Raw genomic sequence first — 26,953 nt, 5'->3', positions numbered from 1 at the left:
AATCAACGTATTAGACAGATAAGGAATACCCCCATGTCAGAACGTTTCCCAAATGACGTGGATCCGATTGAAACTCGCGACTGGCTACAGGCGATCGAATCGGTTATCCGTGAAGAAGGTGTTGAGCGTGCACAGTATCTGATCGATCAGCTGCTGTCCGAAGCCAGCAAAGGCGGTGTGAAAGTCGCTGCTTCTGCAGGTGCTCGCAACTATGTGAACACCATTGCCGTTGAAGACGAACCGGAATACCCGGGCAATCTGGATCTGGAACGCCGTATCCGTTCTGCTATCCGCTGGAACGCCATCATGACCGTTCTGCGCGCATCCAAGAAAGATCTGGAACTGGGTGGCCACATGGCATCCTTCCAGTCTTCTGCGACCGTTTACGAAGTGTGCTTCAACCACTTCTTCCGTGCAGCCAACGAGAAAGACGGCGGCGATCTGGTGTACTTCCAGGGCCACATCTCTCCGGGCATCTATGCACGTGCTTTCCTTGAAGGCCGCCTGACCGAAGAGCAGATGAACAATTTCCGTCAGGAAGTTCACGGTAAAGGTCTGTCTTCTTATCCGCACCCTAAACTGATGCCAGAATTCTGGCAGTTCCCGACCGTTTCCATGGGGCTGGGCCCAATCGGTGCGATCTACCAGGCTAAATTCCTGAAATATCTGGAACACCGTGGCCTGAAAGACACCTCTGAGCAAACCGTTTACGCCTTCCTGGGCGACGGTGAAATGGATGAGCCAGAATCTAAAGGCGCGATCACCATCGCGACCCGTGAGAAGCTGGACAACCTGTGCTTCATCATCAACTGTAACCTGCAGCGTCTGGATGGTCCGGTCACCGGTAACGGCAAGATCATCAACGAACTGGAAGGCATTTTCAGCGGTGCTGGCTGGAACGTTATCAAAGTGATGTGGGGCGGTCGTTGGGATGAGCTGCTGCGTAAAGATACCAGCGGTAAACTGATCCAACTGATGAACGAAACCGTTGACGGTGACTACCAGACCTTCAAATCCAAAGACGGTGCCTACGTTCGTGAGCACTTCTTCGGCAAATACCCTGAAACCGCAGCGCTGGTTGCAGACTGGACTGATGAGCAGATCTGGGCCCTGAACCGCGGTGGTCACGATCCGAAGAAAGTCTACGCTGCACTGAAAAAAGCGCAGGAAACCAAAGGTAAAGCGACCGTTATCCTGGCCCACACCATCAAAGGTTACGGCATGGGCGATACCGCAGAAGGTAAAAACATCGCTCACCAGGTGAAGAAAATGAACATGGACGGCGTGCGTTACATCCGCGACCGTTTCAACGTGCCAGTGACCGATGAGCAGGTAGAAAACCTGTCTTACATCACCTTCCCAGAAGGCACTGAAGAGCACAAGTACCTGCACGAACGTCGTCAGGCGCTGAAAGGCTACCTGCCTGCTCGTCAGCCTAACTTCTCCGAAAAACTGGAACTGCCTGCGCTGGAAGACTTCTCTCAGCTGCTGGAAGAGCAGAACAAAGAGATCTCCACCACCATCGCCTTCGTTCGTGCCCTGAACGTGATGCTGAAGAACCCGTCTATCAAAGACCGTCTGGTTCCAATCATCGCCGATGAAGCGCGTACCTTTGGTATGGAAGGTCTGTTCCGTCAGATCGGTATCTACAGCCCGAACGGCCAGCAGTACACCCCGCAGGACCGCGAGCAGGTTGCATACTACAAAGAAGACGAGAAAGGCCAGATTCTGCAGGAAGGGATCAACGAACTGGGTGCTGGCGCATCCTGGCTGGCGGCTGCGACGTCTTACAGCACCAACAACCTGCCGATGATTCCGTTCTACATCTACTACTCGATGTTCGGTTTCCAGCGTATCGGTGACCTGTGCTGGCAGGCTGGCGACCAACAGGCTCGCGGCTTCCTGGTCGGCGGGACTTCCGGTCGTACTACGCTGAACGGTGAAGGTCTGCAGCACGAAGATGGCCACAGCCACATTCAGTCTCTGACTATTCCTAACTGTATCTCTTACGATCCGTCTTACGCGTACGAAGTGGCTGTCATCATGCACGACGGTCTGACCCGTATGTACGGTGAAGCACAAGAGAACATTTATTACTACATCACCACCCTGAACGAAAACTACCACATGCCGGCTATGCCAGCAGGTGCCGAGGAAGGTATCCGTAAAGGTATCTACAAACTCGAAACCGTTGCAGGTAGCAAAGGTAAAGTTCAGCTGCTGGGCTCCGGTTCTATCCTGCGTCACGTGCGTGAAGCAGCACAGATCCTGGCGAACGACTACGGCGTGGGCTCTGACGTGTACAGCGTAACCTCCTTCACCGAACTGGCTCGTGATGGCCAGGATTGTGAGCGCTGGAACATGCTGCACCCAATGGAAACTCCGCGCGTACCTTACATCGCTCAGGTGATGAACGACGCTCCGGCGGTTGCTTCTACTGACTATATGAAACTGTTCGCTGAGCAGGTTCGTACTTACGTACCAGCTGATGATTATCGCGTACTGGGCACCGACGGCTTCGGTCGTTCTGACAGCCGCGAAAACCTGCGTCACCACTTCGAAGTTGATGCTTCTTACGTGGTCGTAGCAGCCCTGGGCGAACTGGCTAAACGTGGCGAAATCGATAAGAAAGTGGTTGCTGACGCAATTACTAAATTCAACATCGATGCAGAAAAAGTTAACCCGCGTCTGGCGTAAGAGGTAAAGAGACAATGGCTATCGAAATCAAAGTACCAGACATCGGCGCTGATGAAGTTGAAATCACCGAGATTTTGGTCAAAGTTGGCGACAAAGTTGAAGCTGAACAGTCGCTGATCACTGTAGAAGGCGATAAAGCCTCTATGGAAGTTCCGTCTCCACAGGCTGGCGTCGTGAAAGAGATCAAAGTCTCTGTCGGCGACAAAACCGAGACCGGCAAACTGATCATGATTTTCGATTCCGCCGAAGGTGCAGCAGACGCTGCACCTGCTAAGGCAGAAGAGAAGAAAGAAGCCGCTCCGGCCGCAGCACCTGCTGCCGCGAGCGCAAAAGACGTTAACGTGCCAGACATCGGCGGTGACGAAGTAGAAGTTACCGAGATCATGGTGAAAGTGGGCGACACCGTTGCTGCTGAACAGTCTCTGATCACCGTAGAAGGCGACAAAGCTTCTATGGAAGTCCCTGCGCCGTTCGCGGGCGTGGTGAAAGAGATCAAAATCAGCACCGGCGACAAAGTGTCTACCGGCTCTCTGATCATGGTCTTCGAAGTGGCGGGTGCCGCAGGTGCTGCCGCTCCAGCACAGGCTGCTGCTCCGGCTGCTGCCGCAGCACCTGCGGCTTCCGGCTCTAAAGAAGTTAACGTCCCGGACATCGGCGGTGATGAAGTTGAAGTCACTGAAGTGATGGTGAAAGTGGGCGACAAAGTTGCCGCTGAGCAGTCACTGATCACCGTAGAAGGCGACAAAGCTTCCATGGAAGTGCCTGCACCATTCGCCGGTACCGTGAAAGAAATCAAAATCAGCACCGGCGACAAAGTGTCCACCGGCTCCCTGATCATGGTCTTCGAAGTAGAAGGCGCTGCACCTGCTGCGGCTCCAACTGCTGCTGCACCAGCTCCAGCCGCTGCGGCACCAGCCCCGGCAGCCAAAGCCGCTGCACCTGCTGCTAAAGCAGAAGGTAAATCTGAATTCGCTGAAAACGACGCGTACGTTCATGCGACTCCGCTGATCCGCCGTCTGGCTCGCGAGTTCGGTGTTAACCTGGCGAAAGTGAAAGGCACCGGCCGTAAAGGTCGTATCCTGCGTGAAGACGTTCAGGCTTACGTGAAAGACGCTGTTAAACGCGCTGAAGCAGCTCCGGCTGCGACCGGCGGTGGTCTGCCAGGCATGCTGCCATGGCCGAAAGTTGACTTCAGCAAGTTCGGCGAAATCGAAGAAGTGGAAATGGGCCGCATCCAGAAAATCTCTGGTGCTAACCTGAGCCGTAACTGGGTGATGATCCCGCACGTTACCCACTTCGACAAAACCGATATCACCGATCTGGAAGCGTTCCGTAAGCAGCAGAACGACGAAGCCGCTAAGCGTAAGCTGGACGTGAAGTTCACTCCTGTAGTGTTCATCATGAAAGCCGTTGCGGCCGCGCTGGAGCAGATGCCTCGCTTCAACAGCTCCCTGTCCGAAGATGGCCAGAAGCTGACGCTGAAAAAATACATCAACATCGGTGTGGCGGTTGATACCCCGAATGGTCTGGTTGTTCCAGTCTTCAAAGACGTGAACAAGAAGAGCATCACTGAGCTGTCTCGCGAACTGATGGCTATCTCCAAGAAAGCTCGCGACGGCAAGCTGACCGCTGGCGAAATGCAGGGCGGCTGCTTCACCATCTCCAGCCTGGGCGGTATCGGGACTACTCACTTCGCGCCGATCGTTAACGCGCCAGAAGTGGCTATCCTGGGTGTCTCCAAGTCTGCGATGGAGCCAGTCTGGAACGGTAAAGAGTTCACGCCGCGTCTGATGATGCCGATGTCTCTTTCCTTCGACCACCGCGTAATCGACGGCGCTGATGGAGCTCGCTTCATCACCATCATCAACAACATGTTGTCTGATATTCGCCGCCTGGTGATGTAATTGAAAAGCCGGCCAATCGGCCGGCTTTTTTCTGGTAATCTCATGGTGTTTGTGAGGTTATTGGCGAAAGCGACAATTCGTGAGCCGTTTGTTGTTTCAAAATTGTTAACAATTTTGTAAACTGCGGGCGGATAGAACGACCCGGTGGACGACGGGTATAAATTAAGAGGTCATGATGAGCACAGAAATCAAAACTCAGGTCGTAGTACTTGGGGCAGGCCCGGCAGGTTACTCCGCAGCGTTCCGCGCCGCGGATTTAGGTCTGGAAACCGTCATCGTAGAGCGTTACAGCACCCTTGGTGGTGTTTGTCTGAACGTCGGCTGTATCCCTTCTAAAGCGCTGCTGCACGTTGCTAAAGTTATCGAAGAAGCAAAAGCACTGGCCGAACACGGCATCGTTTTCGGTGAGCCGAAAACCGATATCGACAAAATTCGTACCTGGAAAGAGAAAGTTATCACTCAGCTGACCGGCGGCCTGGCGGGTATGGCCAAAGGCCGTAAAGTGAAAGTGGTAAACGGTCTGGGTAAATTCACCGGGGCTAACACCCTGGAAGTGGAAGGTGAAAACGGTAAAACCGTGATCAACTTCGACAACGCTATCATCGCGGCGGGTTCCCGTCCGATCGAGCTGCCGTTCATTCCTCATGAAGATCCACGCGTGTGGGATTCCACGGATGCGCTGGAGCTGAAATCCGTACCTAAACGCCTGCTGGTAATGGGCGGCGGTATCATCGGCCTGGAAATGGGCACCGTATACCATGCGCTGGGTTCAGACATTGACGTGGTTGAAATGTTCGACCAGGTTATCCCTGCCGCAGACAAAGACATCGTTAAAGTCTTCACCAAGCGCATCAGCAAGAAATTCAACCTGATGCTGGAAACCAAAGTGACTGCCGTTGAAGCGAAAGAAGACGGCATCTATGTTTCCATGGAAGGCAAAAAAGCCCCTGCAGAACCACAGCGTTACGACGCGGTTCTGGTGGCTATCGGCCGCGTGCCGAACGGTAAAAACCTCGATGCAGGCAAAGCCGGCGTTGAAGTTGACGACCGTGGCTTTATCCGCGTTGACAAACAGCTGCGCACCAACGTGCCACACATCTTTGCTATCGGCGACATCGTCGGTCAGCCAATGCTGGCACATAAAGGTGTTCATGAAGGCCACGTTGCCGCAGAAGTTATCGCCGGGATGAAGCACTACTTCGATCCGAAAGTGATCCCATCTATCGCTTACACCGAGCCAGAAGTTGCATGGGTTGGTCTGACTGAGAAAGAAGCGAAAGAGAAAGGTATCAGCTACGAAACCGCCACCTTCCCGTGGGCTGCTTCTGGCCGTGCTATCGCTTCCGATTGCGCAGACGGTATGACCAAGCTTATCTTCGACAAAGAGACTCACCGCGTTATCGGTGGGGCGATTGTTGGGACCAACGGCGGCGAGCTGCTGGGCGAAATCGGTCTGGCTATCGAGATGGGTTGTGACGCAGAAGACATCGCGCTCACCATCCACGCTCACCCAACGCTGCATGAATCCGTTGGCCTGGCGGCTGAAGTCTTCGAAGGCAGCATCACCGACCTGCCAAACGCGAAAGCGAAGAAAAAGTAACTTTCAGCGTCTGATAAAGCGGCCCTTTGGGGCCGTTTTTTTTGTCCGTAAAAGGCCGCCCTTGCGAGCGGCCAGTAGCTTAATTGCCCAGGTTCAAAACGAACTGAACGGTAATGTCTGAAATATTCCAGTCACTTTGGCTCAGCGAAAGCAGTGAACCTAACAACAGAAGCAGCGCGTACAGCAAACGCATTTCCATTGCGTGTATACCCTTTGGGCTACGGCGATTCCTTCTTCACCGGGAAAGGCAGAATCAGGCAAGTGTTTGAGGCTTGCCACGTAGAGCGGTAGATCTGCTCCCATGCCCGGCGACTGGCTGCTACGCCAGCGAAGCAGGCCAAGAGTAACGTTACGGTAGATCGCTTGAACGCTGAATCATCATTTTTAATTTGCAGTAAGTTGCAGTTGTTTTTATAACGTTGTACGCAAAAGGTACAATTCATCTTGCCGTGATTCATTTTCAAATGCAGAATAGACAGCGTTTGGGGCTTGCCACAAAACATTTCCTTTCATCGTGTGCTACCACTTTGTCAGGGCAAACGAACCGCCGAAAGGCGGTTTTTTTGTGTCTGAGGATCATATCAAAAAGTAATCTATTCCCCCTTAACGATTCAGCAACGTTTTAATGTTGCTTTTTTGTAAACAGATTAACACCCCCTGAAAATCCTGCTATGCTGCCCGACGCGGTACCGGGCATTTACCCTACAAACTGCTGTCTCACAGGAGCGTGAAGAGAGAGATCCGGTGTCGCCAAATGACAATGAGAGCGAGGAGAACCGTCGTGCTAGAAGAATACCGTAAGCACGTAGCTGAACGTGCCGCAGAAGGGATTGTTCCAAAACCCTTAGATGCCACCCAAATGGCCGCACTGGTTGAGCTGCTGAAAACCCCACCAGCAGGTGAAGAAGCATTCCTGTTAGATCTGATTACTAACCGTGTACCGCCGGGCGTTGATGAAGCCGCCTACGTGAAAGCCGGTTTCCTTGCTGCCATTGCCAAAGGCGATGCCACTTCCCCGCTGATCTCCCCTGAAAAAGCCGTTGAACTGCTGGGCACCATGCAGGGTGGCTACAACATTCATCCGCTGATTGACGCGCTGGATAACGAAAAGCTGGCGCCGATTGCCGCCAAAGCGCTGTCCCATACGCTGCTGATGTTTGATAACTTCTACGACGTAGAAGAGAAAGCCAAAGCGGGCAACACCTACGCTCAGCAAGTGCTGAAGTCCTGGTCCGAAGCCGAGTGGTTCCTGTCTCGCCCTAAACTGGCCGAGAAAATCACCGTTACCGTCTTTAAAGTCACCGGTGAAACCAACACCGATGACCTGTCCCCGGCCCCGGACGCATGGTCCCGCCCGGACATCCCGCTGCACGCCCTGGCGATGTTGAAAAACGCCCGCGAAGGCATTGAGCCGGATCAGGCTGGCGTAATTGGCCCTATCAAACAGATCGAAGCGCTGCAGAAAAAAGGTTTCCCTCTGGCCTACGTGGGCGACGTTGTAGGCACCGGTTCTTCCCGTAAATCTGCCACTAACTCCGTGCTGTGGTTCATGGGCGATGACATTCCGAATGTGCCAAACAAGCGCGGCGGTGGCGTTGTGCTGGGCGGCAAAATCGCCCCCATCTTCTTCAACACCATGGAAGATGCTGGCGCACTGCCGATCGAAGTTGACGTTAACGATCTGAATATGGGCGATGTGATCGACATTTACCCGTACAAAGGCGAAGTGCGTAACCACGAAACCAATGCGGTGATCGCCAACTTTGAATTGAAAACCGACGTGCTGCTGGATGAAGTCCGCGCCGGCGGCCGTATTCCGCTGATCATCGGCCGTGGCCTGACCACCAAAGCGCGCGAAGCACTGAGCTTGCCACATAGCGACGTATTTGTTCAGGCGAAAGACGTTGCCGCTAGCACCCGCGGTTACTCGCTGGCGCAGAAAATGGTTGGCCGCGCCTGTGGCGTGGAAGGTATTCGCCCTGGCGCTTACTGCGAACCGAAGATGACTTCCGTAGGTTCCCAGGACACCACCGGGCCGATGACCCGTGATGAGCTGAAAGACCTTGCCTGCCTTGGTTTTTCTGCGGATCTGGTGATGCAGTCCTTCTGTCACACCGCGGCGTATCCTAAGCCGGTGGACGTGACAACGCACCACACGCTGCCTGACTTCATCATGAACCGTGGCGGCGTGTCTCTGCGCCCGGGCGATGGCGTTATTCACTCATGGCTGAACCGCATGCTGCTACCGGATACCGTCGGCACCGGCGGTGACTCCCATACCCGTTTCCCAATCGGGATTTCCTTCCCGGCAGGTTCTGGTCTGGTGGCGTTTGCCGCGGCGACCGGCGTTATGCCGCTGGATATGCCTGAGTCCGTGCTGGTTCGCTTTAAAGGCGAAATGCAGCCTGGCATCACTCTGCGTGACCTGGTACATGCGATCCCGCTGTACGCGATCAAACAGGGCCTGCTGACCGTGGAGAAGAAAGGCAAGAAAAACATCTTCTCTGGCCGTATCCTGGAAATCGAAGGTCTGCCGACGCTGAAAGTTGAGCAGGCGTTTGAGCTGACCGATGCTTCCGCAGAGCGTTCTGCCGCAGGGTGCACCATTAAACTGGATCGCGAGCCGATCGAAGAGTACCTGAATTCCAACATCGTGCTGCTGAAGTGGATGATTGCCGAAGGTTACGGTGACCGTCGTACGCTTGAGCGCCGTATTCAGGGCATGGAAAAATGGCTGGCAGATCCGCAGTTGATGGAAGCCGACGCTGATGCAGAATATGCGGCAGTGATCGACATCGATCTGAACGATATCAAAGAGCCAATCCTCTGTGCGCCAAACGACCCGGACGATGCTCGTCTGCTGTCCGACGTGGCCGGGGAGAAGATCGACGAAGTGTTTATCGGTTCCTGCATGACCAACATCGGTCACTTCCGTGCGGCGGGTAAACTGCTGGACAGCCACAAAGGTCAGCTGCCAACTCGCCTGTGGGTGGCGCCGCCAACCCGTATGGACGCGGCTCAGCTGACGGAAGAAGGCTATTACAGCGTGTTCGGTAAGAGCGGGGCCCGTATCGAAATTCCAGGCTGCTCCCTGTGCATGGGTAACCAGGCTCGTGTGGCAGATGGCGCGACGGTCGTGTCGACTTCAACCCGTAACTTCCCGAACCGTTTGGGAACCGGCGCAAATGTCTTCCTGGCGTCTGCTGAGCTGGCGGCCGTGGCTTCCCTGTTGGGTAAACTGCCAACTCCTGACGAATATCAGACCTTCATGACTCAGGTTGATAAAACGGCGGTAGACACTTACCGTTATCTGAACTTTGACCAGCTGTCTCAGTACATCGAGAAAGCGGACGGCGTCATCTTCCAGACTGCCGTTTAAAGGCTAAATACCCTCACTCTGTGCTCTCTCTCCCTGTGGGAGAGGGCCGGGGTGAGGGCTCCAGACCCTTCTGCGTTTCTCCTTTTTATTTCTCGTCCTTCTACTCGCCACGCTGTTTTCCCCTGACTTTGCTGCGATAATTAAGCCTATAGGCGTGGGTGAGGATTTCCCCCGCGATGTAGAGGAAACAGCGATGGACTATGAATTTCTGCGTGACATCACCGGTATGGTGAAGGTGCGTATGTCAATGGGGCACGAGGTTGTCGGCCACTGGTTTAATGAGGAAGTGAAGGGTAACCTGGCGCTTCTGGATGAAGTCGAACAGGCCGTGCTTTCCGTGAAAGGCAGCGAGCGGCAGTGGCAGCGTGCCGGGCACGAATATACGCTGTGGCTGGACGAGGAGGAGGTCATCGTCCGCGCTAACCAGCTGGAAATTTCCGGGGATGAGATGGAAGAGGGAATGAGCTACTACGACGAAGAGAGCCTCTCTTTTTGCGGCGTAGAGGACTTCCTGCAGGTGGTACACGCTTACCGGGAATTCCTGCAGCAGCGTTAACGCGCTGGGGCTGATACCGCCCCGACCTTGTTTGGTCTTAGAGCCAATGACCGTGGTTTCACGGTCATTATTTCAGGCCAGGCGGGGAAAGCGTTATTTAACGTAGGCCAGCAGGCTTAAGGAATCGCGCGCCAGAGATTTGCATTTTGTTGCCGTGGGGATGGCAATACCGCTCAAATCTTTGTAGCTGTCTTCACCTAATGCTTTCATGTTCCAGCTATCGTAGTTGCTGAGATCCCATTGATTTTGTTGGGCAAAAAAGACCAGCGCGCGTCGGATCTGGCCGTTAGGGAGGTTTTGGTAGCCACAATCATTTTTTAAGAACACAAATACCGCAGTCAGATCGGCCATATCTTCTGCTTCAGACTCACTCAGCGCCAGGCTGCTGGTAGAAAAAGCCAGCAAAATGCCCAGTAATAACGCCCTAACTCCCATCTTCATCACGTCTACCACTTTTTCTCAGATACGAAACGTTAACACAGTTAAATGGGCGTCGACGATATTTATTATGAGCTTAAAACTTGACCTTACCGTTAGGGAAAGGTTTATGCTCGCCGACAAGTATGCCAACTAAAGGAACTGACTATGCATCGCCGTAATTTTCTAAAATATACCGCGGCGCTGGGGGCTTTCAGCGCGCTGCCACTCTGGAGCCGTGCCGCGCTGGCGGCCGATCGTCCGGCGTTGCCTTTCCCACCTTTGCTTGCCCCGGATGCCAAAAATAGCATTCGCCTCACCGTAAACGCAGGAAAGAGCGTTTTTGCCGGGAAATCTGCCACGACCTGGGGCTATAACGGTGCTTTGCTTGGCCCGGCGTTAAAGCTAACGCAAGGGGAAGCGGTCACGGTCGATATCCATAATAACCTGGCAGAAGAAACCACGCTGCACTGGCATGGGCTTGAGGTCGGCGGCGAAGTCGATGGCGGCCCGCAGGGCGTTATCGCCGCCGGTGCAAAACGCAGCGTCACCTTTACGCCGCAGCAGCGTGCGGCGACCTGTTGGTTCCACCCGCATCAGCATGGTAAAACAGGGCATCAGGTGGCCATGGGGCTTGGTGGCCTCGTATTGATTGAAGATAACGAAAGTGCCCAACTGATGCTGCCGAAGCAGTGGGGCATCGATGATATTCCGCTGATTATCCAGGATAAACGTTTCGGTAAGGACGGAGAAATTGACTACCAGCTGGACGTCATGAGCGCGGCCGTAGGCTGGTTTGGCGACACGCTGCTATGCAACGGCGCCGTTTATCCCCAGCACACCAATCCGCGCGGCTGGCTGCGCCTGCGTTTGCTTAACGGCTGTAATGCCCGCTCGTTGAACATTGCTGCCAGCGACAATCGCCCGCTCTATGTCATCGCCAGCGACGGCGGACTGCTGGCCGAGCCAGTCAAAGTCACGGAGCTGGAAATTCTGATGGGGGAACGGTTCGAGGTGCTGGTCGATACCCGTGACGGCAAGCCTTTTGATATTGTCACCCTGCCGGTGAAGCAAATGGGCATGACCGTGGCACCTTTCGACAAACCTGCCCCGGTGGTTCGCATTCAGCCGCTGATTATCGCAGCCTCTGGCACTTTGCCGGACAAACTGGTCAACGTACCTGCGCTCCCGTCGCTGGAAGGCGCAACTGAACGCTGGCTGCAACTGATGATGGATCCGATGCTCGACATGATGGGCATGCAGGCGCTGATGGATAAATATGGCATGCAGGCGATGGCGGGCATGTCGATGGACGGCCACGGTGATATGGGCGGTATGAGCCATGGCAGCATGAAGAACATGGACCACGGCAGCATGGGGAAGATGAATCACGGCGGTATGAGCCACGGCTTTGATTTCCACAATGCCAACAAAATCAACGGCAAAGCTTTCGATATGGCAACCCCGGCGTTTGCTGCACAAAAAGGGAAATACGAGAAGTGGACGATATCCGGGGAAGGCGACATGATGCTGCACCCGTTCCATATTCACGGCACCCAGTTCCGTATCCTGTCCGAAAACGGCAAACCGGTGGCGGCGCATCGTCAGGGCTGGAAAGACACGGTGAAGGTGGAAGGTGCGCGCAGCGAAGTGCTGGTGAAGTTCGATCATGCTGCACCAAAGGAAGCGGCCTATATGGCGCACTGCCATCTGCTGGAGCATGAAGATACCGGAATGATGCTTGGTTTTACCGTCGCATAAAAGAAAGAGCGGGTGGCCTGAGCCACCCGCAATGTTTTATTTTGCGTCGTCCGGCAGAGCGTACGCCACAATATAATCCCCCATCTTCGTGCCGAAGGAACCGTGGCCACCTGCGGAAATCACCACATACTGCTTACCGTTCACTTCATACGTCATCGGCGTAGCCTGTCCACCGGCTGGCAGACGTGCTTCCCACAGCTGTTTCCCGTCACGCATATCAAACGCGCGCAGGTAGTTATCTGCGGTAGCACCAATGAACATCACGTTACCGGCGGTGGAGATCGGGCCACCCAGCATCGGCATCCCCATGCGGAATTTCATTGGAATACCGGTTGGGAACGGCATGCTGTCTTCCACGGTACCAATACGTTTCTTCCACACGATTTCGTTGGTTTTCAGGTCAACGCCAGAGATGTAGCCCCAGGCCGGCTGTTTACACGGCAGGCCGAACGGCGACAGGAACGGGTTCAGCGTGACGCCATACGGCACGCCGTACTGCGGCTGAACGCCGGATTCAGTGCCTGAGCCTTTCGCATCTTTTGGTGGTTCCATTGGGTTACCCGGCCCGCGTGGAATCAGCTTAGACACGAACGGCAGCGCCATTGGGTTGGTCATCGCGACCTGATTATTTGGGTCAACGGAGATCCCGCCCCACTCGAACATGCCCAGGTTGCCCGGGAACACCAGCGTCCCCTTTTCGGAAGGCGGGGTAAAGATGCCTTCATAGCGCATGCTGTGGAACATCACGCGGCAGACCAACTGATCGAACATGGTCGCGCCCCACATATCCGCCCCGCTCAGATCTTTCTTCGGACGGAAGGTCAGCTCGGAGAATGGTTGGGTAGGGGAAACATGGTCGCCTTTGGCGGCACCCTGCGGAACAGGCTGCTCCGGGGCTGGCACCACTAATTTACCGTCGCGGCGGTCCAGAACAAAAATGTTGCCAGTTTTAGCCGGAGCGTACACCACCGGCACTTTGTTGCCGTTTTTGTCGGTGATATCCGCCAGCGTTGGCTGGGCAGGCATGTCCATATCCCACAGGTCGTGGTGGACGGTCTGATAGGACCAGGCCAGCTTACCGGTGGTGGCATTCAGCGCCACGATGCTGCTGGCGTAGCGTTCCTGCTCAGGCGTGCGGTTGCCGCCCCAGATGTCTGGCGTGGTCACGCCCATCGGCAGGTAAACCAGATCCAGTTTTGCATCATATGCCGCCGGAGCCCACGAGTTCGGCGAGTTCAGCGTGTAATGATGCTCGTCATCCGGGATAGCGTTTGGATCTTTCGCGCCAGGGTCAAACGCCCACAGCAGTTTACCGGTATTAACGTCAAAACCACGGATAACGCCGGAAGGCTCACGGGTAGAGAAGTTGTCGGTCACTGCCCCGGCAATCACAATCACCTTGTCGGTCACGATAGGCGGTGAAGTCGGCTCGTACATACCTGGCGTAGTCACCGGCTGGTTGGTCTGCAGGTTCAGAATACCTTTGTTTGCAAAGCTCTCACACAGCTTGCCGGTATCGGCGTTGAGCGCGAACAGGCGGCCATCGTTCACCGGCAGAAGGATGCGGCGAGGACAGTCGGCCACTACATCCGCAGGGGCGTTATCCGCGGTGGCTTCGTGGTAAGAAACGCCACGGCAGGTCACGTGCTGGAACGAAGGGTCGGTATTTAACTGAGGGTCAAATTTCCACTTTTCTTTCCCGGTGGAGGCATCCAGTGCGAACAGCTGCTGGTGGGCGGTACACAGGTAAAGCATATCGCGGATTTTGATCGGGGTGACTTCGTTGGTGATTTCACCCGGGTCGGTAGCACGCTTCACGTCGCCGGTCTGGAAACGCCAGGCTTCCTTCAACTGGCCCACGTTCTGCGTGGTGATCTGCTTGAGCGGAGAGAAACGCTGCCCTTCCTGATTGCGGCCATAAGCTGGCCAGTCGGCATCAGGAATGGAAGACTCAGCGGTAGCTGCGGCATTATCCAGATTCAGCGTGCCGTTGATCTCTTGCGGGTCGTTAAAGCCCGCCCAGACCAGCACAACGGCGGTAATCAGCAGGGAAACCACCAGCGATGCTGCCGCGCCGCTTGCTGGAATCACCAGGCGGCGATACACAAACGGCAGCAGAAGCCAGACGCCGAAGAACACCAGCACGTCGCAGCGCGGCGTCAGCGCCCAGAAGTCGAAGCCGACTTCCCAGACGCCCCAGGCCATCGTACACAGCAGCAGGGCCGCGTAGAGCCAAAGCGCGGAGGCTTTGCTCTTCCACAGCAGCCAGGCGACGCCGAGCATCACCAGGCCGGCGATCGGGTAATACCACGACCCGCCTATAGCCACTAACCATATCCCGCCAAAGAGTAAATAGAGCCCGCAAAGTACAGCAAAGAGGGCCGAGAGGGTCACAAATAGTTGCGATCCGGTTTTATTTATTTTCACAATTATCACACTCATAAAGTTTTGATAGCATTTAATTATAGTTATTAACAAGTGTGATGGTTGTCACATTTATGGCTTTTTTTTGAAGTGGGGATGTGAAGGCGATTTGCTGGTATACTCCACGCCTCACTATTTTGTGTTGGCTGCAGGTGAACCAGCATTAAATGATTTGTTTTTAAATCATATGGTTAGAGATATGAAACATACTGTTGAAGTGATGATCCCGGAAGCGGAGATCAAAGCCCGTGTCGCTGAACTGGGTCGTCAAATCACCGAACACTATCGCGACAGCGGCAGTGACATGGTGCTGGTGGGTCTACTGCGTGGTTCATTTATGTTTATGGCGGATCTGTGCCGTGAAGTTCAGGTTTCCCATGAAGTCGATTTTATGACCGCTTCAAGCTACGGCAGCGGCATGTCCACCACTCGCGACGTGAAGATCCTGAAAGATCTGGACGAAGATATCCGTGGGAAAGATGTGCTGATCGTGGAAGATATCATCGACTCCGGCAACACCCTGAGTAAAGTGCGCGAGATCCTGAGCCTGCGTGAACCCAAATCTCTGGCCATTTGTACGCTACTGGACAAGCCGACGCGCCGCGAAGTGAATGTTAACGTTGAATACGTTGGCTTCTCTATCCCAGACGAATTCGTCGTTGGCTACGGCATCGACTATGCCCAGCGCTATCGCCACCTGCCGTTCGTTGGCAAAGTGGTGATGCTGGACGAGTAATCAATCGTCGTAAGCTAACAAAAAAGGGCCTTAAAAGGCCCTTTTTGCTATCCACATTTCACGGAATTATTGCGAAGCTGCGCGATTCCGGTGGCTATGGTGGGTATTCTTCAGGTTGGCTATGCCGCTGCGGTAGCCCTGCTCGAGTGACTCGCGGCTGGTGGCCGTCACTTCAAGGTCGCGCAGGCGCCCGTCGTGAATACCGTAGACCCAGCCGTGAACCGTGACTTTCTGGCCGCGTTTCCAGGCAGACTGCATGATGGTGGAATGGCCGATGTTGTATACCTGCTCCATGACGTTCAATTCGCAGAGCGTGTCCATCCGCTGTTCCGGTGCCAGTTCCCCTAAGAGCGAACTATGCTTGAACCACAGGTCGCGAATGTGCAGCAGCCAGTTGTTAATTAGGCCCAGCTCCGGGTTTTCTACCGCAGCCTGAACGCCGCCGCAGCCGTAGTGACCGCAGATAATAATGTGCTCAACTTCAAGGACGTCTACAGCGTACTGCACAACGGAAAGGCAATTCAGATCGGTATGAACAACGAGGTTTGCCACGTTACGGTGAACAAAGAGTTCGCCTGGCTCCAGGCCGGTAAGTCGTTCGGCGGGAACACGGCTGTCGGAGCAGCCAATCCAGAGAAAGCGAGGTTTTTGTGCCTGGGCAAGTCTTTCGAAGAAACCGGGGTCTTCCTCAACCAGCATTTTTGACCAAAGTTCATTATTGCTGATAAGGGAATCAATGTCTTTCATGTGAGGTTAACGCCTGTCACCCGAGAAGTGCGATGGGGTAATATAGGGTAACTCAACGAATTTTCAAACAAGTACCGAATAAGGTAAGCGAATATCCATGACAATTGCATTGGAACTGGAACAGTTAACGAAAACCTATCCCGGTGGCGTCCAGGCGCTACGTGGCATAGATCTTCGCGTTGAAGCGGGTGATTTCTATGCGCTGCTCGGCCCTAACGGTGCGGGAAAATCCACCACTATCGGCATTATCAGTTCGTTGGTGAATAAAACCTCCGGCCGCGTGCGGGTGTTTGGCTACGATCTGCAAAAAGACGTGGTCAACGCCAAACGCCAGCTTGGCCTGGTTCCCCAGGAATTCAACTTCAACCCGTTTGAAACGGTGCAGCAGATCGTCGTGCACCAGGCTGGCTACTACGGCGTTGAGCGCAGCGAAGCGATAGCGCGCAGCGAAAAGTATTTAAAACAGCTCGATCTGTGGGAAAAACGCAACGAACGTGCGCGGATGTTATCGGGAGGGATGAAGCGTCGCCTGATGATTGCCCGTGCGTTAATGCACGAACCTAAGTTGCTGATTCTGGACGAGCCTACTGCCGGCGTAGACATCGAGCTGCGCCGCTCTATGTGGGGCTTCCTGAAAGATCTCAACGACAAAGGCACTACCATTATTCTGACTACTCACTATCTGGAAGAAGCCGAAATGCTGTGCCGCAACATCGGCATTATCCAGCGTGGTGAATTGGTAGAGAACACCTCGATGAAATCGCTGCTTTCCAAGCTGAAATCAGAAACCTTCATCCTGGATCTGGCCCCTAAAAGTCCACTGCCTAAGCTCGACGGTTACCAGTATCGGCTGGTGGACACGTCCACGCTGGAAGTCGAAGTTTTGCGTGAACAGGGGATTAACAGCGTGTTCAGCCAGCTAAGCGCGCAGGGGATTCAGGTACAGAGTATGCGTAACAAAGCTAACCGTCTCGAAGAGTTGTTCGTGACGCTGGTAAACGGTAAACAAGGGGATCAGGCATGATGCAGCTGTACTGGGTGGCGCTGAAAAGCATCTGGACCAAAGAAGTTCACCGCTTCGCCCGTATCTGGATCCAGACCCTGGTTCCGCCGGTCATCACCATGACCCTGTATTTCATTATCTTTGGTAACCTGATTGGCTCGCGTATCGGCGAAATGCACGGCTTCACCTATATGCAGTTCATCGTGCCGGGCCTGATCATGATGGCGGTGATCACCAACGCCTACGCCAACGTCGCTTCCTCATTCTTCAGCGCGAAGTTCCAGCGCAATATCGAAGAGCTGCTGGTGGCACCGGTACCCACGCACGTGATCATCGCGGGCTATGTTGGTGGCGGCGTCGCGCGCGGTCTGTGCGTGGGGATCCTGGTCACGGCGGTGTCGCTGTTCTTCGTCCCGTTCCAGGTGCATTCCTGGCTGTTTGTGGCGTTGACGCTGGTACTGACGGCTATTCTGTTCTCGCTGGCCGGTCTGCTGAACGCCGTCTTTGCCAAAACGTTCGATGATATCAGCCTGATCCCGACCTTCGTGCTGACGCCGCTGACCTATCTGGGTGGGGTGTTTTACTCCCTGACCCTGCTGCCTCCGTTCTGGCAGGCGCTCTCGCACCTGAACCCCATCGTCTACATGATTAGCGGCTTCCGTTTTGGTTTCCTGGGCATTACCGATGTGCCATTGGTGACCACCGTCGGTGTGCTGGCAATCTTTATCGTCGTGTTTTACTTGTTGTGCTGGTATCTCATCCAGCGCGGTCGCGGGCTCCGGACCTAATAGTTCCTGATTAAATCCCCCTCTTTAGGGGGATTTTTTTACGCCAAATTGATACGCATCAGGCTACTTATTCAGCGTTCTGGCACACTGTCGCTCCATAAACAGGAGAGACTTTATGCTTGGCTGGGTCATTGCCGGACACGACGACTACGCACAAAAGATACTGGATGCTCTCGAGCAGCGCTTTGGGCCGCAGCCTCAGTGCTGTGCGGTGAATTTCTGGCACGGGTTAAGCACCAATATGCTGAGCCGGATGATGTGCGATGCTCTTCACCACTGCGATTCGGGCGACGGCGTTATCTTTCTGACCGATCTCACCGGGGCGGAACCTTACCGGGCAGCGGCATTGATGAACCATAAGCATGAGCATTGCGAAGTTATCGCCGGGGTAACGCTGCCGCTGCTTTTAGCGATGCGTGAGCAGCGGGAAAATATCTCCAGCGAAGCCTTTCGGCAGCTTATTGTGGAACAGGGCGGGGAGGCGGTGACCAGCCTTTGGCATCAGCAGCAAAAGAACCCGCCGTTTGTATTGCTGCACAATTATTAAGGGTATGTATCTATTGAGGTTGGTATTCCTCTGTCTTTTGCTAAACTAATGACTTCCTTCCGTCTTTCCGACAAAAACTGACTAATTTGCCATGTTAACTCGCCTTGTTTATTGCGTCATGCTGGTCATCAGCATCGGAACTGCTCAGGCTAGCCTGCTCAGTAGCCATGACACTCCCGCCCAATATATGCAAACCACCGAAGATGCCGATATCTGGGCGCAGGTGGGTGATAATGTGATTTCCGTCGGCCGTATCGGCCAGGGGCAAATCCTGGCGGTGGTGCCGACGGCCGCAGATTACTACGAGTTTAATTTCGGCTTCGGTACCGGGTTTATCGACAAGGCGCATCTTGGCCCGGTAAAAGGCAAGCAGCGAGTGGAAGACCGGCTGGGGGATCTCAACAATCCGTTGAGTAACCAAAACTTGATCACCTTCCGCGACGTGGCTATCTATAGCGAGCCGGCCACTTCGTCAGCGGTGTTCGGCACGCTGGCAGATAACCTGCGTTACCCAATCATCGGCAAGCTCAAAGATCGCCTGAACCAGACCTGGTACCAAATTCGCATTGGCAATCGCCTGGGCTACATCAGCAGCCTGGACGCGCAGCCGGATAACGGCATTCCGGTTCTGACCTATCACCACATCCTGCGTGATGAGGAAAATACGCGTTTCCGCCATACGTCGACGACCACCTCGGTGGTTGCGTTCAGCAACCAGATGACCTGGCTGCGTGACATGGGCTACACCACGCTGACGATGTATCAGCTGGAAGGTTATCTGCGTAACCGTATGAATCTCCCGGCTCGCTCGGTGGTGATCACCTTTGATGACGGGTTGAAATCAGTCTACCGCTACGCGTTCCCGATTCTGAAACAGTACGGCTTTAAAGCGACGGCTTACATTATCTCGTCGCGCATTAAGCGTCATCCACAGCCGTGGAATCCAAAGTCTCTGCAGTTTATGAGTATTTCTGAGCTGGAGGCGATTCAAAGCGTGTTCGATATTCAGTCGCACACGCATTTCCTGCATCGCGTGGATAACTACCGCCGCCCGATTCTTCTGAGCCGTAGCTACCACAATATCCTGTTTGATTTTGAGCACTCGCGCCGTGCGCTGTCGCAGTTCAATCCGCACGTGCTTTATCTCTCTTATCCGTTTGGCGGCTATAACGATATTGCGGTAAAAGCGGCGAACGATGCAGGATTCCATATGGCGGTAACCACGGTGCGTGGGAAGGTGAAACCGGGCGACAACCCGTTCTTGCTGAAGCGGCTTTATATTATGAGGACGGATTCTCTGGAGACGATGTCGAGGACGATTACCAATCAGCCTGAATCGTGAGTACGTGAGCTAAACTGGGGTTGTTCGATCCCTCTCCCGCGTGGGGAGAGGGTTAGGGCGAGGGCGGTTGTTACGCGACCTGAACCGGCACGGCTTTTGCGAGACGCTTCATCTCATTCTCACCGTCAAAGTAGGCCACTTTTGGCTGCCAGCTGCGCGCCTGCTCATCTGGCATAGTAACGTAGCTGGCGATAATCAGGATGTCACCGACGTCGGCGCAGTGTGCCGCCGCACCGTTAACGGAGATGATTTTAGAGCCACGTTCACCGGCGATAGCGTAGGTAGAAAAACGCTTCCCGTTGGTGACGTTGTAGATGTCGATGGCTTCATATTCCAGAATGCCTGCCGCCTCAAGGAAGTCCTGATCGATGGCGCAGGAGCCTTCGTAATGCAAGTCCGCCTGAGTCACTTTGACGCGGTGTAACTTGCCTTGCAGCATGGTGCGAATCATAAACTTGAACCTTTGTTACTGGGCTTAAAAAGCGCGGATATCACCCGCGCCGTGGATATTCGAGGCAGTATTGCCCTTTTTATTTAGGCTGTCTACTGCGCCAGATCGACGGTGACGTTATCAATCAGTCGGGCCTGACCGAGCCAGGCCGCCATCAGGATCACCGCACGTTTGCTTTCCGCTGACAGCTCCAGCAAAGTGTCCGCATCGCGGATTTGCAGGTCATCAGAACGGAAACCTTTTTCGTTCAGTTCTGTGGCCGCGAGGATCAGCATCTCTTCGGTATCACGGTCGCCTCCGCTCAGTTTTTCCGCCAGGCCGTTCATGACCTTGCTCAATCCCGGGGCGATTTTACGCTGCTCTGCAGTCAGGTAGCCATTACGTGAGCTGAGCGCCAGGCCGTCTTTAGCGCGCACGGTTGGTACGCCAATAATCTCAATGTCGTAGCCCATATCGGCGACCATTTTGCGGATCAGCGCTAGCTGCTGATAATCCTTTTGGCCAAAGCAGGCAACGTCGGGCTGAACGAGGTTGAACAGTTTGCTGACAATGGTGGAAACACCACGGAAATGCCCTGGGCGGCTGGCGCCTTCCAGCATGGTGGAGATGCCCGGCACATCCACAAATGTCTGTGTGTCGAGGCCCTGAGGGTAAACGTCAACCGGCGCCGGGGCAAAGACCATATCCACCTTGCGGCGGTTCAGCTTTTCGCAATCTTCCTGCAGGGTGCGCGGGTAGCGGGCTAAGTCGTCCGGTCTGTCAAACTGCATCGGGTTCACGAAAATACTGACCACGACCACATCAGCCACGGCTTTGGCTTCTTCCACCAGCGTCATGTGCCCATCGTGCAGGTTGCCCATGGTCGGCACCAGGGCGATGCGTTTTCCTTCCTGGCGCCAGCGGCGAATCTGCTGACGCAGCAGCGGTAACGTTTCGATAATCAGCACAACCTATCTCCTGTCAGTAAAAACTGTGTTCGTTGCCCGGATAACTGCCGGATTCGACTTCACTAATGTACTGGCGCACCGCGGTGCGAATATCGGCGGTCTCAGCAAGGAAATTCTTCGCAAACTTAGGAATATGGCCGCCGGTAATCCCAAAGGCATCATGCATCACCAGAATCTGCCCGTCCGTGACGTTGCCCGCGCCAATGCCAATCACCGGGATAGAAAGCGCTTCGGTTACGCGTTTAGCCAGCTCAACGGGAACGCACTCCAGCACCAGCAGCTGGGCGCCAGCGGCTTCCAGCGCCAGAGCGTCATCCAGCAGCGTTTGCGCGGCCTGTTCGTCGCGGCCCTGAACTTTATACCCGCCAAAAATATTGACCGACTGCGGCGTTAATCCCAAATGACCACAAACCGGAACGGCGCGCTCCGTCAGCATTTTCACCGTGTCAGCCAGCCAGCGGCCGCCTTCGATTTTCACCATGTTAGCCCCGGCACGCATTACCTCTGCGGAGTTGGCAAACGCCTGCTCCGGCATGGCGTAGGCCATAAACGGCAGGTCAGCCAGCAGCAGGCAGTTTGGTGCACCGCGGCGAACCGCACGAGTGTGGTAGGCAATGTCTGCCACCGTGACCGGCAGCGTAGAGTCGTGGCCCTGAACCGTCATGCCCAGCGAATCGCCAACCAGCAAAACGCCGACGCCTTCGTCAGCAAACAGCTTAGCGAAGCTAAAGTCATAGGCGGTAAGGGTGGCGAATTTCTTTTTATCCTGCTTGAGCTTACGCAGGGTGGAGGTGGTAGTGGGTTTCATCATCATCCCCGGAGAAAGGTTAGAACAGGATACGGGCGCGCTGTTTACCAGCGGGTGATGCCCTCCTGGGAGAGGCTAGCCAGTATCGCGGCAACAGACTGCCCGTCGGGAAAGCGGCATTCCGGTGCTATTTCCAGCAGAGGAACCAGCATAAACGCGCGGTTCTTCATGTCGTAATGAGGCACAGTCAGGCGTTCGGTGTGCATCACCTCATCGCCAAACAGCATAAGATCGAGATCTAACGTCCGCGGCCCCCAGCGCTCTGCTTTGCGCACGCGGCCATGCTCCAGTTCAATACGTTGGGTATGGTCCAGAAGGGCTTCGGCAGACAGGTCGGTGTCCAGCACCACGGCAGCATTCAGATAATCTGGCTGATCCTGCGGGCCGAGCGGGGGGGTGCGGTAAAACGAAGAAGTGGCCACCATTCGGCTTTGTGGAATGGCGGCCAGGGCGTCAAGGGCAGATGAAACCTGCTCCAGCGGCGACGCCTGGTTACTGCCCAGCGCGATATACGCGAGGGTCATGAATTACCTTCGCGACGTGGCGCGCGTTTGCGTGGGCGACGCGTGCGGCGGCGAGCTGCAGGCTCATCGCCAAGGTCGTTCAGCATATCTTTTTGCATTGGCGGCGCAGCGACCTGGAACTCGCCCCACCATTTGGTCAGACGCAGCAGTTCCTGATTGTTCTCGACTTCCGCGCGCAGCGCCAGCAGGTCGTAAGACGCCCGGAATTTAGGATGCTCCATCAGCTTCCAGGCGCGTTTACCCTGGCGGCGGGACAGACGAAGCTGCAGGCCCCAGATATCGCGCACCAGCGTAGTAATGCGTTTTGGAATCGCCAGCGCACGGCAGGCTTCATCCAGCACTTCATTCATCGCCAGCGCAAAGGCGTCGTAGTAGGCGAGGCCGCTTTCCTGGGCAATCTTTTGCGCCATTTCCAGCTGTGGATACCAGAACATCGCCGCAAACAGGAACGCCGGATTTACGCGCATATCGTTATGAATGCGGGTATCGGTGTTCTTCAGCACCAGCGCAATAATGCGTTCCATCGGGCTGTCGCCCTGCTCGGTGAAATAGCGGGTGATGATCGGGAACAACGGCTGGAAGAGCTGATATTCACGCAGCAGCTGGTAGGTTTCAAACCCGTATCCGGCCTGCAGAAGTTTGAGCGATTCTTCAAAGAGACGCGCCGGGGGCACATCGTTCAGCAGCGTGGCAAGGCGAGGAATCGGCTCGCCGGTTTCCGGGCTGATGGTCATATTCAGCTTGGCGGCAAAGCGCACGGCGCGCAGCATTCGCACCGGATCTTCGCGGTAACGCGTTTCCGGGTCGCCAATCAGGCGAATAATGCCTTTGTTCAGATCGTTCAGGCCGCCGACGTAATCCCGCACGGAGAAATCGGCCACGCTGTAGTAAAGACTGTTGATAGTGAAGTCGCGGCGTTGAGCATCTTCTTCGATAGAACCAAAGATGTTATCACGCAGCAGCATGCCGTTCTGGCCACGCTGCGAGGTCTGACGGTCGGCAGACTGCTGCTCTTCATGATGGCCGCGGAAGGTGGCCACTTCGATGATTTCAGGCCCGAACATCACGTGAGCCAGGCGGAAACGGCGGCCAACCAGGCGGCAGTTACGGAACAGTTTGCGAACTTGTTCTGGCGTCGCGCTGGTGGTGACGTCGAAATCTTTCGGTTTTTTGCCCAGCAGCAGGTCGCGGACGCCGCCGCCGACGAGGTAAGCCTCGTAGCCTGCTTTGTTTAAACGGTAGAGTACCTTGAGGGCATTTTCACTGATATCTTTGCGGGAAATAGCGTGCTGATCGCGCGGGATAACAGTAATGTGCGGGAGAGTTTCGGTCTCCTCGACCACGACGTCATCGCGGTTAAGCACCTTGCGGCAAAAATTAGCGACTCGGGTAAAAATAGTCCACCTCGGCAGTGTCAATCATAGGGACAAAAAAAACAGCGGCTAATCATAGCTCAGTGTGGGGCATTTGAGAATGATGTATTCACCGGCACACTATTAAGCGACCAGTTCATTACGGCTTGCTCCAGCAGCCTTTCCAGCGTCAGATCGTGCCAGCCGTCCGCTACTTGTTGATTTAAAAAGCGCAACGCTTCCACCAGCAGCGGGCGAGGATCGCCCTGCGGCAGCGCGGGCGCGTGATTCTGCTTCGAAAGCTTAGAACCCTGCTCGTTGAGCGCCAGTGGCAGATGAATATAGCCGGGAGCGGGCCAGCCAAACTGCTGATATAGCGAGATTTGCCGTACCGTCGGCTCTATCAAATCTGCACCGCGCACGATCTCCGTCACGCCCTGGAAGTGGTCATCCACCACGACAGCAAGATTATAGGCGAACAGACCGTCACGACGGTGAATGATGAAATCTTCCCGCGCCAAAGACTCATCGGCATGCAATTGCCCGCGCAGGCCGTCCTGGAAGCTCAGCACCGGGTTGTTTTGCACCAGGCGCATTGCGGCGTTTTGTGGCCCGTTGCCAAGGGTTCTGCAATGCCCATCGTAGAAACCGCCGATCTGCTGAATACGGCTGCGAGTGCAGGTGCAGTAATAGCTCAGCCCTTGCTGCCGGAGCCAGTTCCGCGCGGCGCGATAGGCCTCATGGCGGTGGGATTGCCATAGCACATCGCCATCCCAGTGCAGGCCGTAATGCTCAAGCTGTTTGAGGATGGTGTCGGCGGCGCCGGGAACTTCGCGAGGAGGATCGATATCTTCGATGCGTACCAGCCAGCGACCCTGTTGAGCGCGAGCCTGAAGGTAGCTGCCAAGAGCGGCAATGAGTGAGCCAAAATGCAGTTCCCCGGAAGGTGAGGGGGCAAAACGGCCAATGTAGAGTTGAGCTGACATTTTTTGGGGTGCAATAAAGTAATATGGCGGGAGAGTCTCCCGCCATAGAGGTTTGGCATTTCCGAGGGCCGTTAGCCGGCCATCTGTTTTTCGCGGATTTCTGCCAACGTTTTGCAGTCGATACACAAATCAGCGGTCGGACGTGCTTCAAGGCGACGAATACCGATTTCTACACCGCAGGATTCGCAGTAGCCGAAATCTTCGTCTTCCACTTTCTTGAGCGTTTTTTCGATCTTTTTGATCAGTTTGCGTTCACGATCGCGGTTACGCAGTTCGAGGCTGAACTCTTCTTCCTGGGCCGCACGGTCTACCGGGTCCGGGAAGTTAGCCGCTTCATCCTGCATGTGCGAAACGGTGCGATCTACCTCGTCCCTGAGCTGATTACGCCATGCTTCAAGAATAAGCTTGAAGTGCGACAGCTGGGCTTCGTTCATGTACTCTTCGCCCGTTTTCTCCTGGTATGGCTCCACCCCAGCGATGGCGAGAATACTCAGGGACGACGTTTTACGCTTTTGCCCTTCTTGCATGTTGCTTCTCCTTAACACGCACTTATCGGTCCCCTGTCGGGGTAAAATCAGGCCGCTATAAATAGCAGATGCTTTTCAGGTTGGCAATTATATAAACTCCTCTCTTGACAACCGTGTGAAGAAAAGCTTATTTGCGAAACGACCCGACTATAAAAAAGACAATACGTTATCTGTCCTTAACCAGATGCTGATTATAAATAGACAGGCAACGGCGTAGTTAGAGTGATCCTCTCGGCAGAAAGTTCTGCTTTCCAGGCGATAATTTCAACCCCACACTGCTGTGCCTCGGTTAACAGCCGCGCATATTTCTCATCAATGTGGCGGGCTGGCGAGACGCTATTTATAGCAGAATGTAAAACCGCAAACAGTAGCACCGCGCGCTCTCCTTGCTGAACCACATTCATCAACTCTCTTAAATGCTTCTGGCCCCGCAGGCTAACAGCATCGGGAAAATAGCCTTTATCCTGCTGGAGCAACGTGACTGATTTCACTTCAATATAGCAGTTAACCTTGTTACTCGCTTGTAACATAAAGTCAATTCTGCTGCGTTCTTCACCGTATTTTACTTCGGCCTGAAGGCTGTCATAGCCCGCCAGTTGTGTCGGAGGATATGTCGTCAGCATCTCTCTGACCAGAGTGTTTGCTCGTAACGTATTGACGCAAATTATCTCACCCTTTTGTGTTTGAGTAAGCTCCCATGTATGGGGGTATTTGCGCGTTGGGCTGGCCGATGTGGAATACCAAACCGTGTCGCCCGGCGTGGCACAGCCTGTCATTGCTCCGGTATTGGGGCAATGCAGCGTCATGGTTTCGCCGTTGGCGGTTACAACGTCCGCCAGAAAGCGTTTATAGCGTTTAATTAGCGTGGCGGGCTGCAGCGCGGGTGAAAACTCCATCTACTCTTCCTTATTAGTGAGCGACCAGCGCTCCAGCGCCTGATAGCGGGTTCTACCCTGTTCAAAAACGGACTCGTACAGCGAAAATTCATTCACCTGAAATTGCCAGCTAAAGCCCGGGGCGGGGATCGCCACGGAGCGTATGGCATTGCGATAAAGCGTCACGTGGGGATGAAACGGCTGCGGAGACTGATAGCAGCCGCTGCGAGCGGCCTGGGAGCGTAGCATATTGGCCAGTTGCAGCAGGCCGCGCGGAGCCTGGCGTGGCCCCAGCCAGACGACGCTTGAGCGAAGCCATTGCCCGGCATCGTCCAGGCGCAGCGTAAAGCCGGGCTGGTTAATTCTTCCGGCGAGGCGACACAGTGCCTGGCGTTTTTCTTCGGAGACCTTCCCCAAAAACGCCAGCGTGAGGTGCAGATTGGCCGCGACTACCGGTCGGCCAGCATCCGCCGGGAACTGGGCGGCTCGCCAGTGAATGATTTGCTGCTGAACCTCGGACGGTAACGTCAGGGCAAAAAACAGGCGTCGATTTTCGGCCATGCTTGTCTCTCGGTTATGGTT

General features: G+C 54.8%; 23 protein-coding genes. 11 read left to right on the top strand and 12 right to left on the bottom strand.

What is annotated here, in order from left to right; translation table 11 throughout:
* Window positions 1-33 precede the first annotated feature (33 nt).
* The 5 genes from aceE to yacL all read left to right on the top strand — a co-directional run bounded on the left by aceE (window position 34) and on the right by yacL (window position 10,136).
* Window positions 34-2,697: a pyruvate dehydrogenase (acetyl-transferring), homodimeric type gene (aceE, locus tag ACREYP_RS18550; RefSeq protein ID WP_008461826.1), complete on the top strand. Its 2,664-nt coding sequence runs from the start codon at window positions 34-36 to the stop codon at window positions 2,695-2,697.
* A gap of 14 nt (window positions 2,698-2,711) precedes the next feature.
* Window positions 2,712-4,601, top strand: coding sequence for a pyruvate dehydrogenase complex dihydrolipoyllysine-residue acetyltransferase (gene aceF, locus ACREYP_RS18545; protein ID WP_336818431.1), 1,890 nt, complete (start codon window positions 2,712-2,714; stop codon window positions 4,599-4,601).
* Between the two features lie 175 nt (window positions 4,602-4,776).
* Window positions 4,777-6,201: a dihydrolipoyl dehydrogenase gene (gene lpdA, locus ACREYP_RS18540; protein ID WP_008461828.1), complete on the top strand. Its 1,425-nt coding sequence runs from the start codon at window positions 4,777-4,779 to the stop codon at window positions 6,199-6,201.
* 781 nt (window positions 6,202-6,982) lie between these two features.
* Window positions 6,983-9,580, top strand: coding sequence for a bifunctional aconitate hydratase 2/2-methylisocitrate dehydratase (gene acnB, locus ACREYP_RS18535; protein WP_336818432.1), 2,598 nt, complete (start codon window positions 6,983-6,985; stop codon window positions 9,578-9,580).
* A gap of 193 nt (window positions 9,581-9,773) precedes the next feature.
* Entirely contained in the window at window positions 9,774-10,136 is a 363-nt protein-coding gene (gene yacL / locus ACREYP_RS18530; RefSeq protein ID WP_008461832.1) for a protein YacL, read from the top strand.
* Between the two features lie 93 nt (window positions 10,137-10,229).
* Here yacL and ACREYP_RS18525 read toward each other — a convergent pair whose 3' ends face one another.
* Window positions 10,230-10,577: a YacC family pilotin-like protein gene (locus tag ACREYP_RS18525; protein ID WP_008461833.1), complete on the bottom strand. Its 348-nt coding sequence runs from the start codon at window positions 10,575-10,577 to the stop codon at window positions 10,230-10,232.
* A 144-nt stretch (window positions 10,578-10,721) separates the two neighbouring features.
* Between ACREYP_RS18525 and cueO the strand changes: the two genes are divergently transcribed.
* Window positions 10,722-12,314, top strand: coding sequence for a multicopper oxidase CueO (gene cueO, locus ACREYP_RS18520; RefSeq protein ID WP_336818433.1), 1,593 nt, complete (start codon window positions 10,722-10,724; stop codon window positions 12,312-12,314).
* Between the two features lie 36 nt (window positions 12,315-12,350).
* Here cueO and ACREYP_RS18515 read toward each other — a convergent pair whose 3' ends face one another.
* Window positions 12,351-14,756 carry a glucose/quinate/shikimate family membrane-bound PQQ-dependent dehydrogenase gene (locus tag ACREYP_RS18515; protein WP_336818434.1) on the bottom strand — a complete coding sequence of 802 codons (2,406 nt, stop codon included), beginning with the start codon at window positions 14,754-14,756 and terminating at the stop codon, window positions 12,351-12,353.
* Window positions 14,757-14,937: 181 nt separating this feature from the next.
* On the opposite strand from ACREYP_RS18515, the gene hpt reads away from it, so the two are divergent.
* A complete protein-coding gene (gene hpt, locus ACREYP_RS18510) occupies window positions 14,938-15,474 on the top strand; it encodes a hypoxanthine phosphoribosyltransferase (RefSeq protein WP_008461837.1) in 537 nt (178 codons plus the stop codon).
* A gap of 66 nt (window positions 15,475-15,540) precedes the next feature.
* On the opposite strand, the gene can is transcribed toward hpt, so the two are convergent.
* On the bottom strand, window positions 15,541-16,221 hold the full coding sequence (can, locus tag ACREYP_RS18505; protein WP_008461838.1) for a carbonate dehydratase: 681 nt from the start codon (window positions 16,219-16,221) through the stop codon (window positions 15,541-15,543).
* A gap of 97 nt (window positions 16,222-16,318) precedes the next feature.
* Between can and ACREYP_RS18500 the strand changes: the two genes are divergently transcribed.
* The 4 genes from ACREYP_RS18500 to ACREYP_RS18485 all read left to right on the top strand — a co-directional run bounded on the left by ACREYP_RS18500 (window position 16,319) and on the right by ACREYP_RS18485 (window position 19,901).
* A complete protein-coding gene (locus tag ACREYP_RS18500; protein ID WP_008461839.1) occupies window positions 16,319-17,245 on the top strand; it encodes an ABC transporter ATP-binding protein in 927 nt (308 codons plus the stop codon).
* Entirely contained in the window at window positions 17,242-18,012 is a 771-nt protein-coding gene (locus ACREYP_RS18495; RefSeq protein ID WP_008461840.1) for an ABC transporter permease, read from the top strand. The genes ACREYP_RS18500 and ACREYP_RS18495 overlap by 4 nt, the downstream gene beginning before the upstream one ends.
* Window positions 18,013-18,127: 115 nt before the next feature.
* Window positions 18,128-18,559, top strand: a complete 432-nt coding sequence (locus ACREYP_RS18490) for a PTS sugar transporter subunit IIA (protein ID WP_008461841.1) — start codon at window positions 18,128-18,130, stop codon at window positions 18,557-18,559.
* 91 nt (window positions 18,560-18,650) lie between these two features.
* Complete coding sequence (locus ACREYP_RS18485; protein WP_008461844.1) at window positions 18,651-19,901, top strand: polysaccharide deacetylase family protein; 1,251 nt, start codon at window positions 18,651-18,653, stop codon at window positions 19,899-19,901.
* Window positions 19,902-19,971: 70 nt separating this feature from the next.
* On the opposite strand, the gene panD is transcribed toward ACREYP_RS18485, so the two are convergent.
* The 9 genes from panD to thpR all read right to left on the bottom strand — a co-directional run bounded on the left by panD (window position 19,972) and on the right by thpR (window position 26,932).
* Window positions 19,972-20,352, bottom strand: a complete 381-nt coding sequence (gene panD, locus ACREYP_RS18480) for an aspartate 1-decarboxylase (RefSeq protein ID WP_008461846.1) — start codon at window positions 20,350-20,352, stop codon at window positions 19,972-19,974.
* Window positions 20,353-20,444: 92 nt separating this feature from the next.
* A complete protein-coding gene (gene panC / locus ACREYP_RS18475) occupies window positions 20,445-21,299 on the bottom strand; it encodes a pantoate--beta-alanine ligase (protein WP_008461848.1) in 855 nt (284 codons plus the stop codon).
* Between the two features lie 13 nt (window positions 21,300-21,312).
* On the bottom strand, window positions 21,313-22,107 hold the full coding sequence (gene panB, locus ACREYP_RS18470; protein WP_008461851.1) for a 3-methyl-2-oxobutanoate hydroxymethyltransferase: 795 nt from the start codon (window positions 22,105-22,107) through the stop codon (window positions 21,313-21,315).
* A 44-nt stretch (window positions 22,108-22,151) separates the two neighbouring features.
* Window positions 22,152-22,631, bottom strand: a complete 480-nt coding sequence (gene folK, locus ACREYP_RS18465) for a 2-amino-4-hydroxy-6-hydroxymethyldihydropteridine diphosphokinase (RefSeq protein ID WP_008461854.1) — start codon at window positions 22,629-22,631, stop codon at window positions 22,152-22,154.
* A complete protein-coding gene (gene pcnB, locus ACREYP_RS18460; RefSeq protein WP_213715251.1) occupies window positions 22,628-24,028 on the bottom strand; it encodes a polynucleotide adenylyltransferase PcnB in 1,401 nt (466 codons plus the stop codon). Before pcnB ends, folK begins: the two co-directional genes overlap by 4 nt.
* Window positions 24,029-24,084: 56 nt before the next feature.
* Window positions 24,085-24,969, bottom strand: a complete 885-nt coding sequence (gluQRS, locus tag ACREYP_RS18455; protein WP_336818435.1) for a tRNA glutamyl-Q(34) synthetase GluQRS — start codon at window positions 24,967-24,969, stop codon at window positions 24,085-24,087.
* Window positions 24,970-25,040: 71 nt separating this feature from the next.
* Window positions 25,041-25,496, bottom strand: coding sequence for an RNA polymerase-binding protein DksA (dksA, locus tag ACREYP_RS18450; RefSeq protein ID WP_008460361.1), 456 nt, complete (start codon window positions 25,494-25,496; stop codon window positions 25,041-25,043).
* 191 nt (window positions 25,497-25,687) lie between these two features.
* Window positions 25,688-26,392, bottom strand: a complete 705-nt coding sequence (sfsA, locus tag ACREYP_RS18445; protein WP_166993583.1) for a DNA/RNA nuclease SfsA — start codon at window positions 26,390-26,392, stop codon at window positions 25,688-25,690.
* A complete protein-coding gene (thpR, locus tag ACREYP_RS18440; RefSeq protein WP_008460365.1) occupies window positions 26,393-26,932 on the bottom strand; it encodes an RNA 2',3'-cyclic phosphodiesterase in 540 nt (179 codons plus the stop codon).
* Window positions 26,933-26,953 lie beyond the last annotated feature (21 nt).

This window comes from Enterobacter sp. TMH.L2, from assembly GCF_050847315.1.
In the GTDB taxonomy this organism is placed as follows: domain Bacteria; phylum Pseudomonadota; class Gammaproteobacteria; order Enterobacterales; family Enterobacteriaceae; genus Cedecea.
Note: the sequence above shows the minus strand (reverse complement) of the source record. Positions and strands in the feature narration are given on the sequence as shown.

What these genes read in the sequence shown, in the direction of transcription:
- hpt (WP_008461837.1), top strand. Translation starts at nt 14,938, where the DNA reads ATGAAACATACTGTTGAAGTGATGATCCCGGAAGCGGAGATCAAAGCC.
- sfsA (WP_166993583.1), bottom strand. Translation starts at nt 26,392, where the DNA reads ATGGAGTTTTCACCCGCGCTGCAGCCCGCCACGCTAATTAAACGCTAT.
- lpdA (WP_008461828.1), top strand. Translation starts at nt 4,777, where the DNA reads ATGAGCACAGAAATCAAAACTCAGGTCGTAGTACTTGGGGCAGGCCCG.
- yacL (WP_008461832.1), top strand. Translation starts at nt 9,774, where the DNA reads ATGGACTATGAATTTCTGCGTGACATCACCGGTATGGTGAAGGTGCGT.
- can (WP_008461838.1), bottom strand. Translation starts at nt 16,221, where the DNA reads ATGAAAGACATTGATTCCCTTATCAGCAATAATGAACTTTGGTCAAAA.
- folK (WP_008461854.1), bottom strand. Translation starts at nt 22,631, where the DNA reads ATGACCCTCGCGTATATCGCGCTGGGCAGTAACCAGGCGTCGCCGCTG.
- thpR (WP_008460365.1), bottom strand. Translation starts at nt 26,932, where the DNA reads ATGGCCGAAAATCGACGCCTGTTTTTTGCCCTGACGTTACCGTCCGAG.
- aceE (WP_008461826.1), top strand. Translation starts at nt 34, where the DNA reads ATGTCAGAACGTTTCCCAAATGACGTGGATCCGATTGAAACTCGCGAC.
- gluQRS (WP_336818435.1), bottom strand. Translation starts at nt 24,969, where the DNA reads ATGTCAGCTCAACTCTACATTGGCCGTTTTGCCCCCTCACCTTCCGGG.
- ACREYP_RS18490 (WP_008461841.1), top strand. Translation starts at nt 18,128, where the DNA reads ATGCTTGGCTGGGTCATTGCCGGACACGACGACTACGCACAAAAGATA.
- ACREYP_RS18485 (WP_008461844.1), top strand. Translation starts at nt 18,651, where the DNA reads ATGTTAACTCGCCTTGTTTATTGCGTCATGCTGGTCATCAGCATCGGA.
- dksA (WP_008460361.1), bottom strand. Translation starts at nt 25,496, where the DNA reads ATGCAAGAAGGGCAAAAGCGTAAAACGTCGTCCCTGAGTATTCTCGCC.
- cueO (WP_336818433.1), top strand. Translation starts at nt 10,722, where the DNA reads ATGCATCGCCGTAATTTTCTAAAATATACCGCGGCGCTGGGGGCTTTC.
- panB (WP_008461851.1), bottom strand. Translation starts at nt 22,107, where the DNA reads ATGAAACCCACTACCACCTCCACCCTGCGTAAGCTCAAGCAGGATAAA.
- ACREYP_RS18525 (WP_008461833.1), bottom strand. Translation starts at nt 10,577, where the DNA reads ATGAAGATGGGAGTTAGGGCGTTATTACTGGGCATTTTGCTGGCTTTT.
- panD (WP_008461846.1), bottom strand. Translation starts at nt 20,352, where the DNA reads ATGATTCGCACCATGCTGCAAGGCAAGTTACACCGCGTCAAAGTGACT.
- ACREYP_RS18495 (WP_008461840.1), top strand. Translation starts at nt 17,242, where the DNA reads ATGATGCAGCTGTACTGGGTGGCGCTGAAAAGCATCTGGACCAAAGAA.
- aceF (WP_336818431.1), top strand. Translation starts at nt 2,712, where the DNA reads ATGGCTATCGAAATCAAAGTACCAGACATCGGCGCTGATGAAGTTGAA.
- ACREYP_RS18500 (WP_008461839.1), top strand. Translation starts at nt 16,319, where the DNA reads ATGACAATTGCATTGGAACTGGAACAGTTAACGAAAACCTATCCCGGT.
- ACREYP_RS18515 (WP_336818434.1), bottom strand. Translation starts at nt 14,756, where the DNA reads ATGAGTGTGATAATTGTGAAAATAAATAAAACCGGATCGCAACTATTT.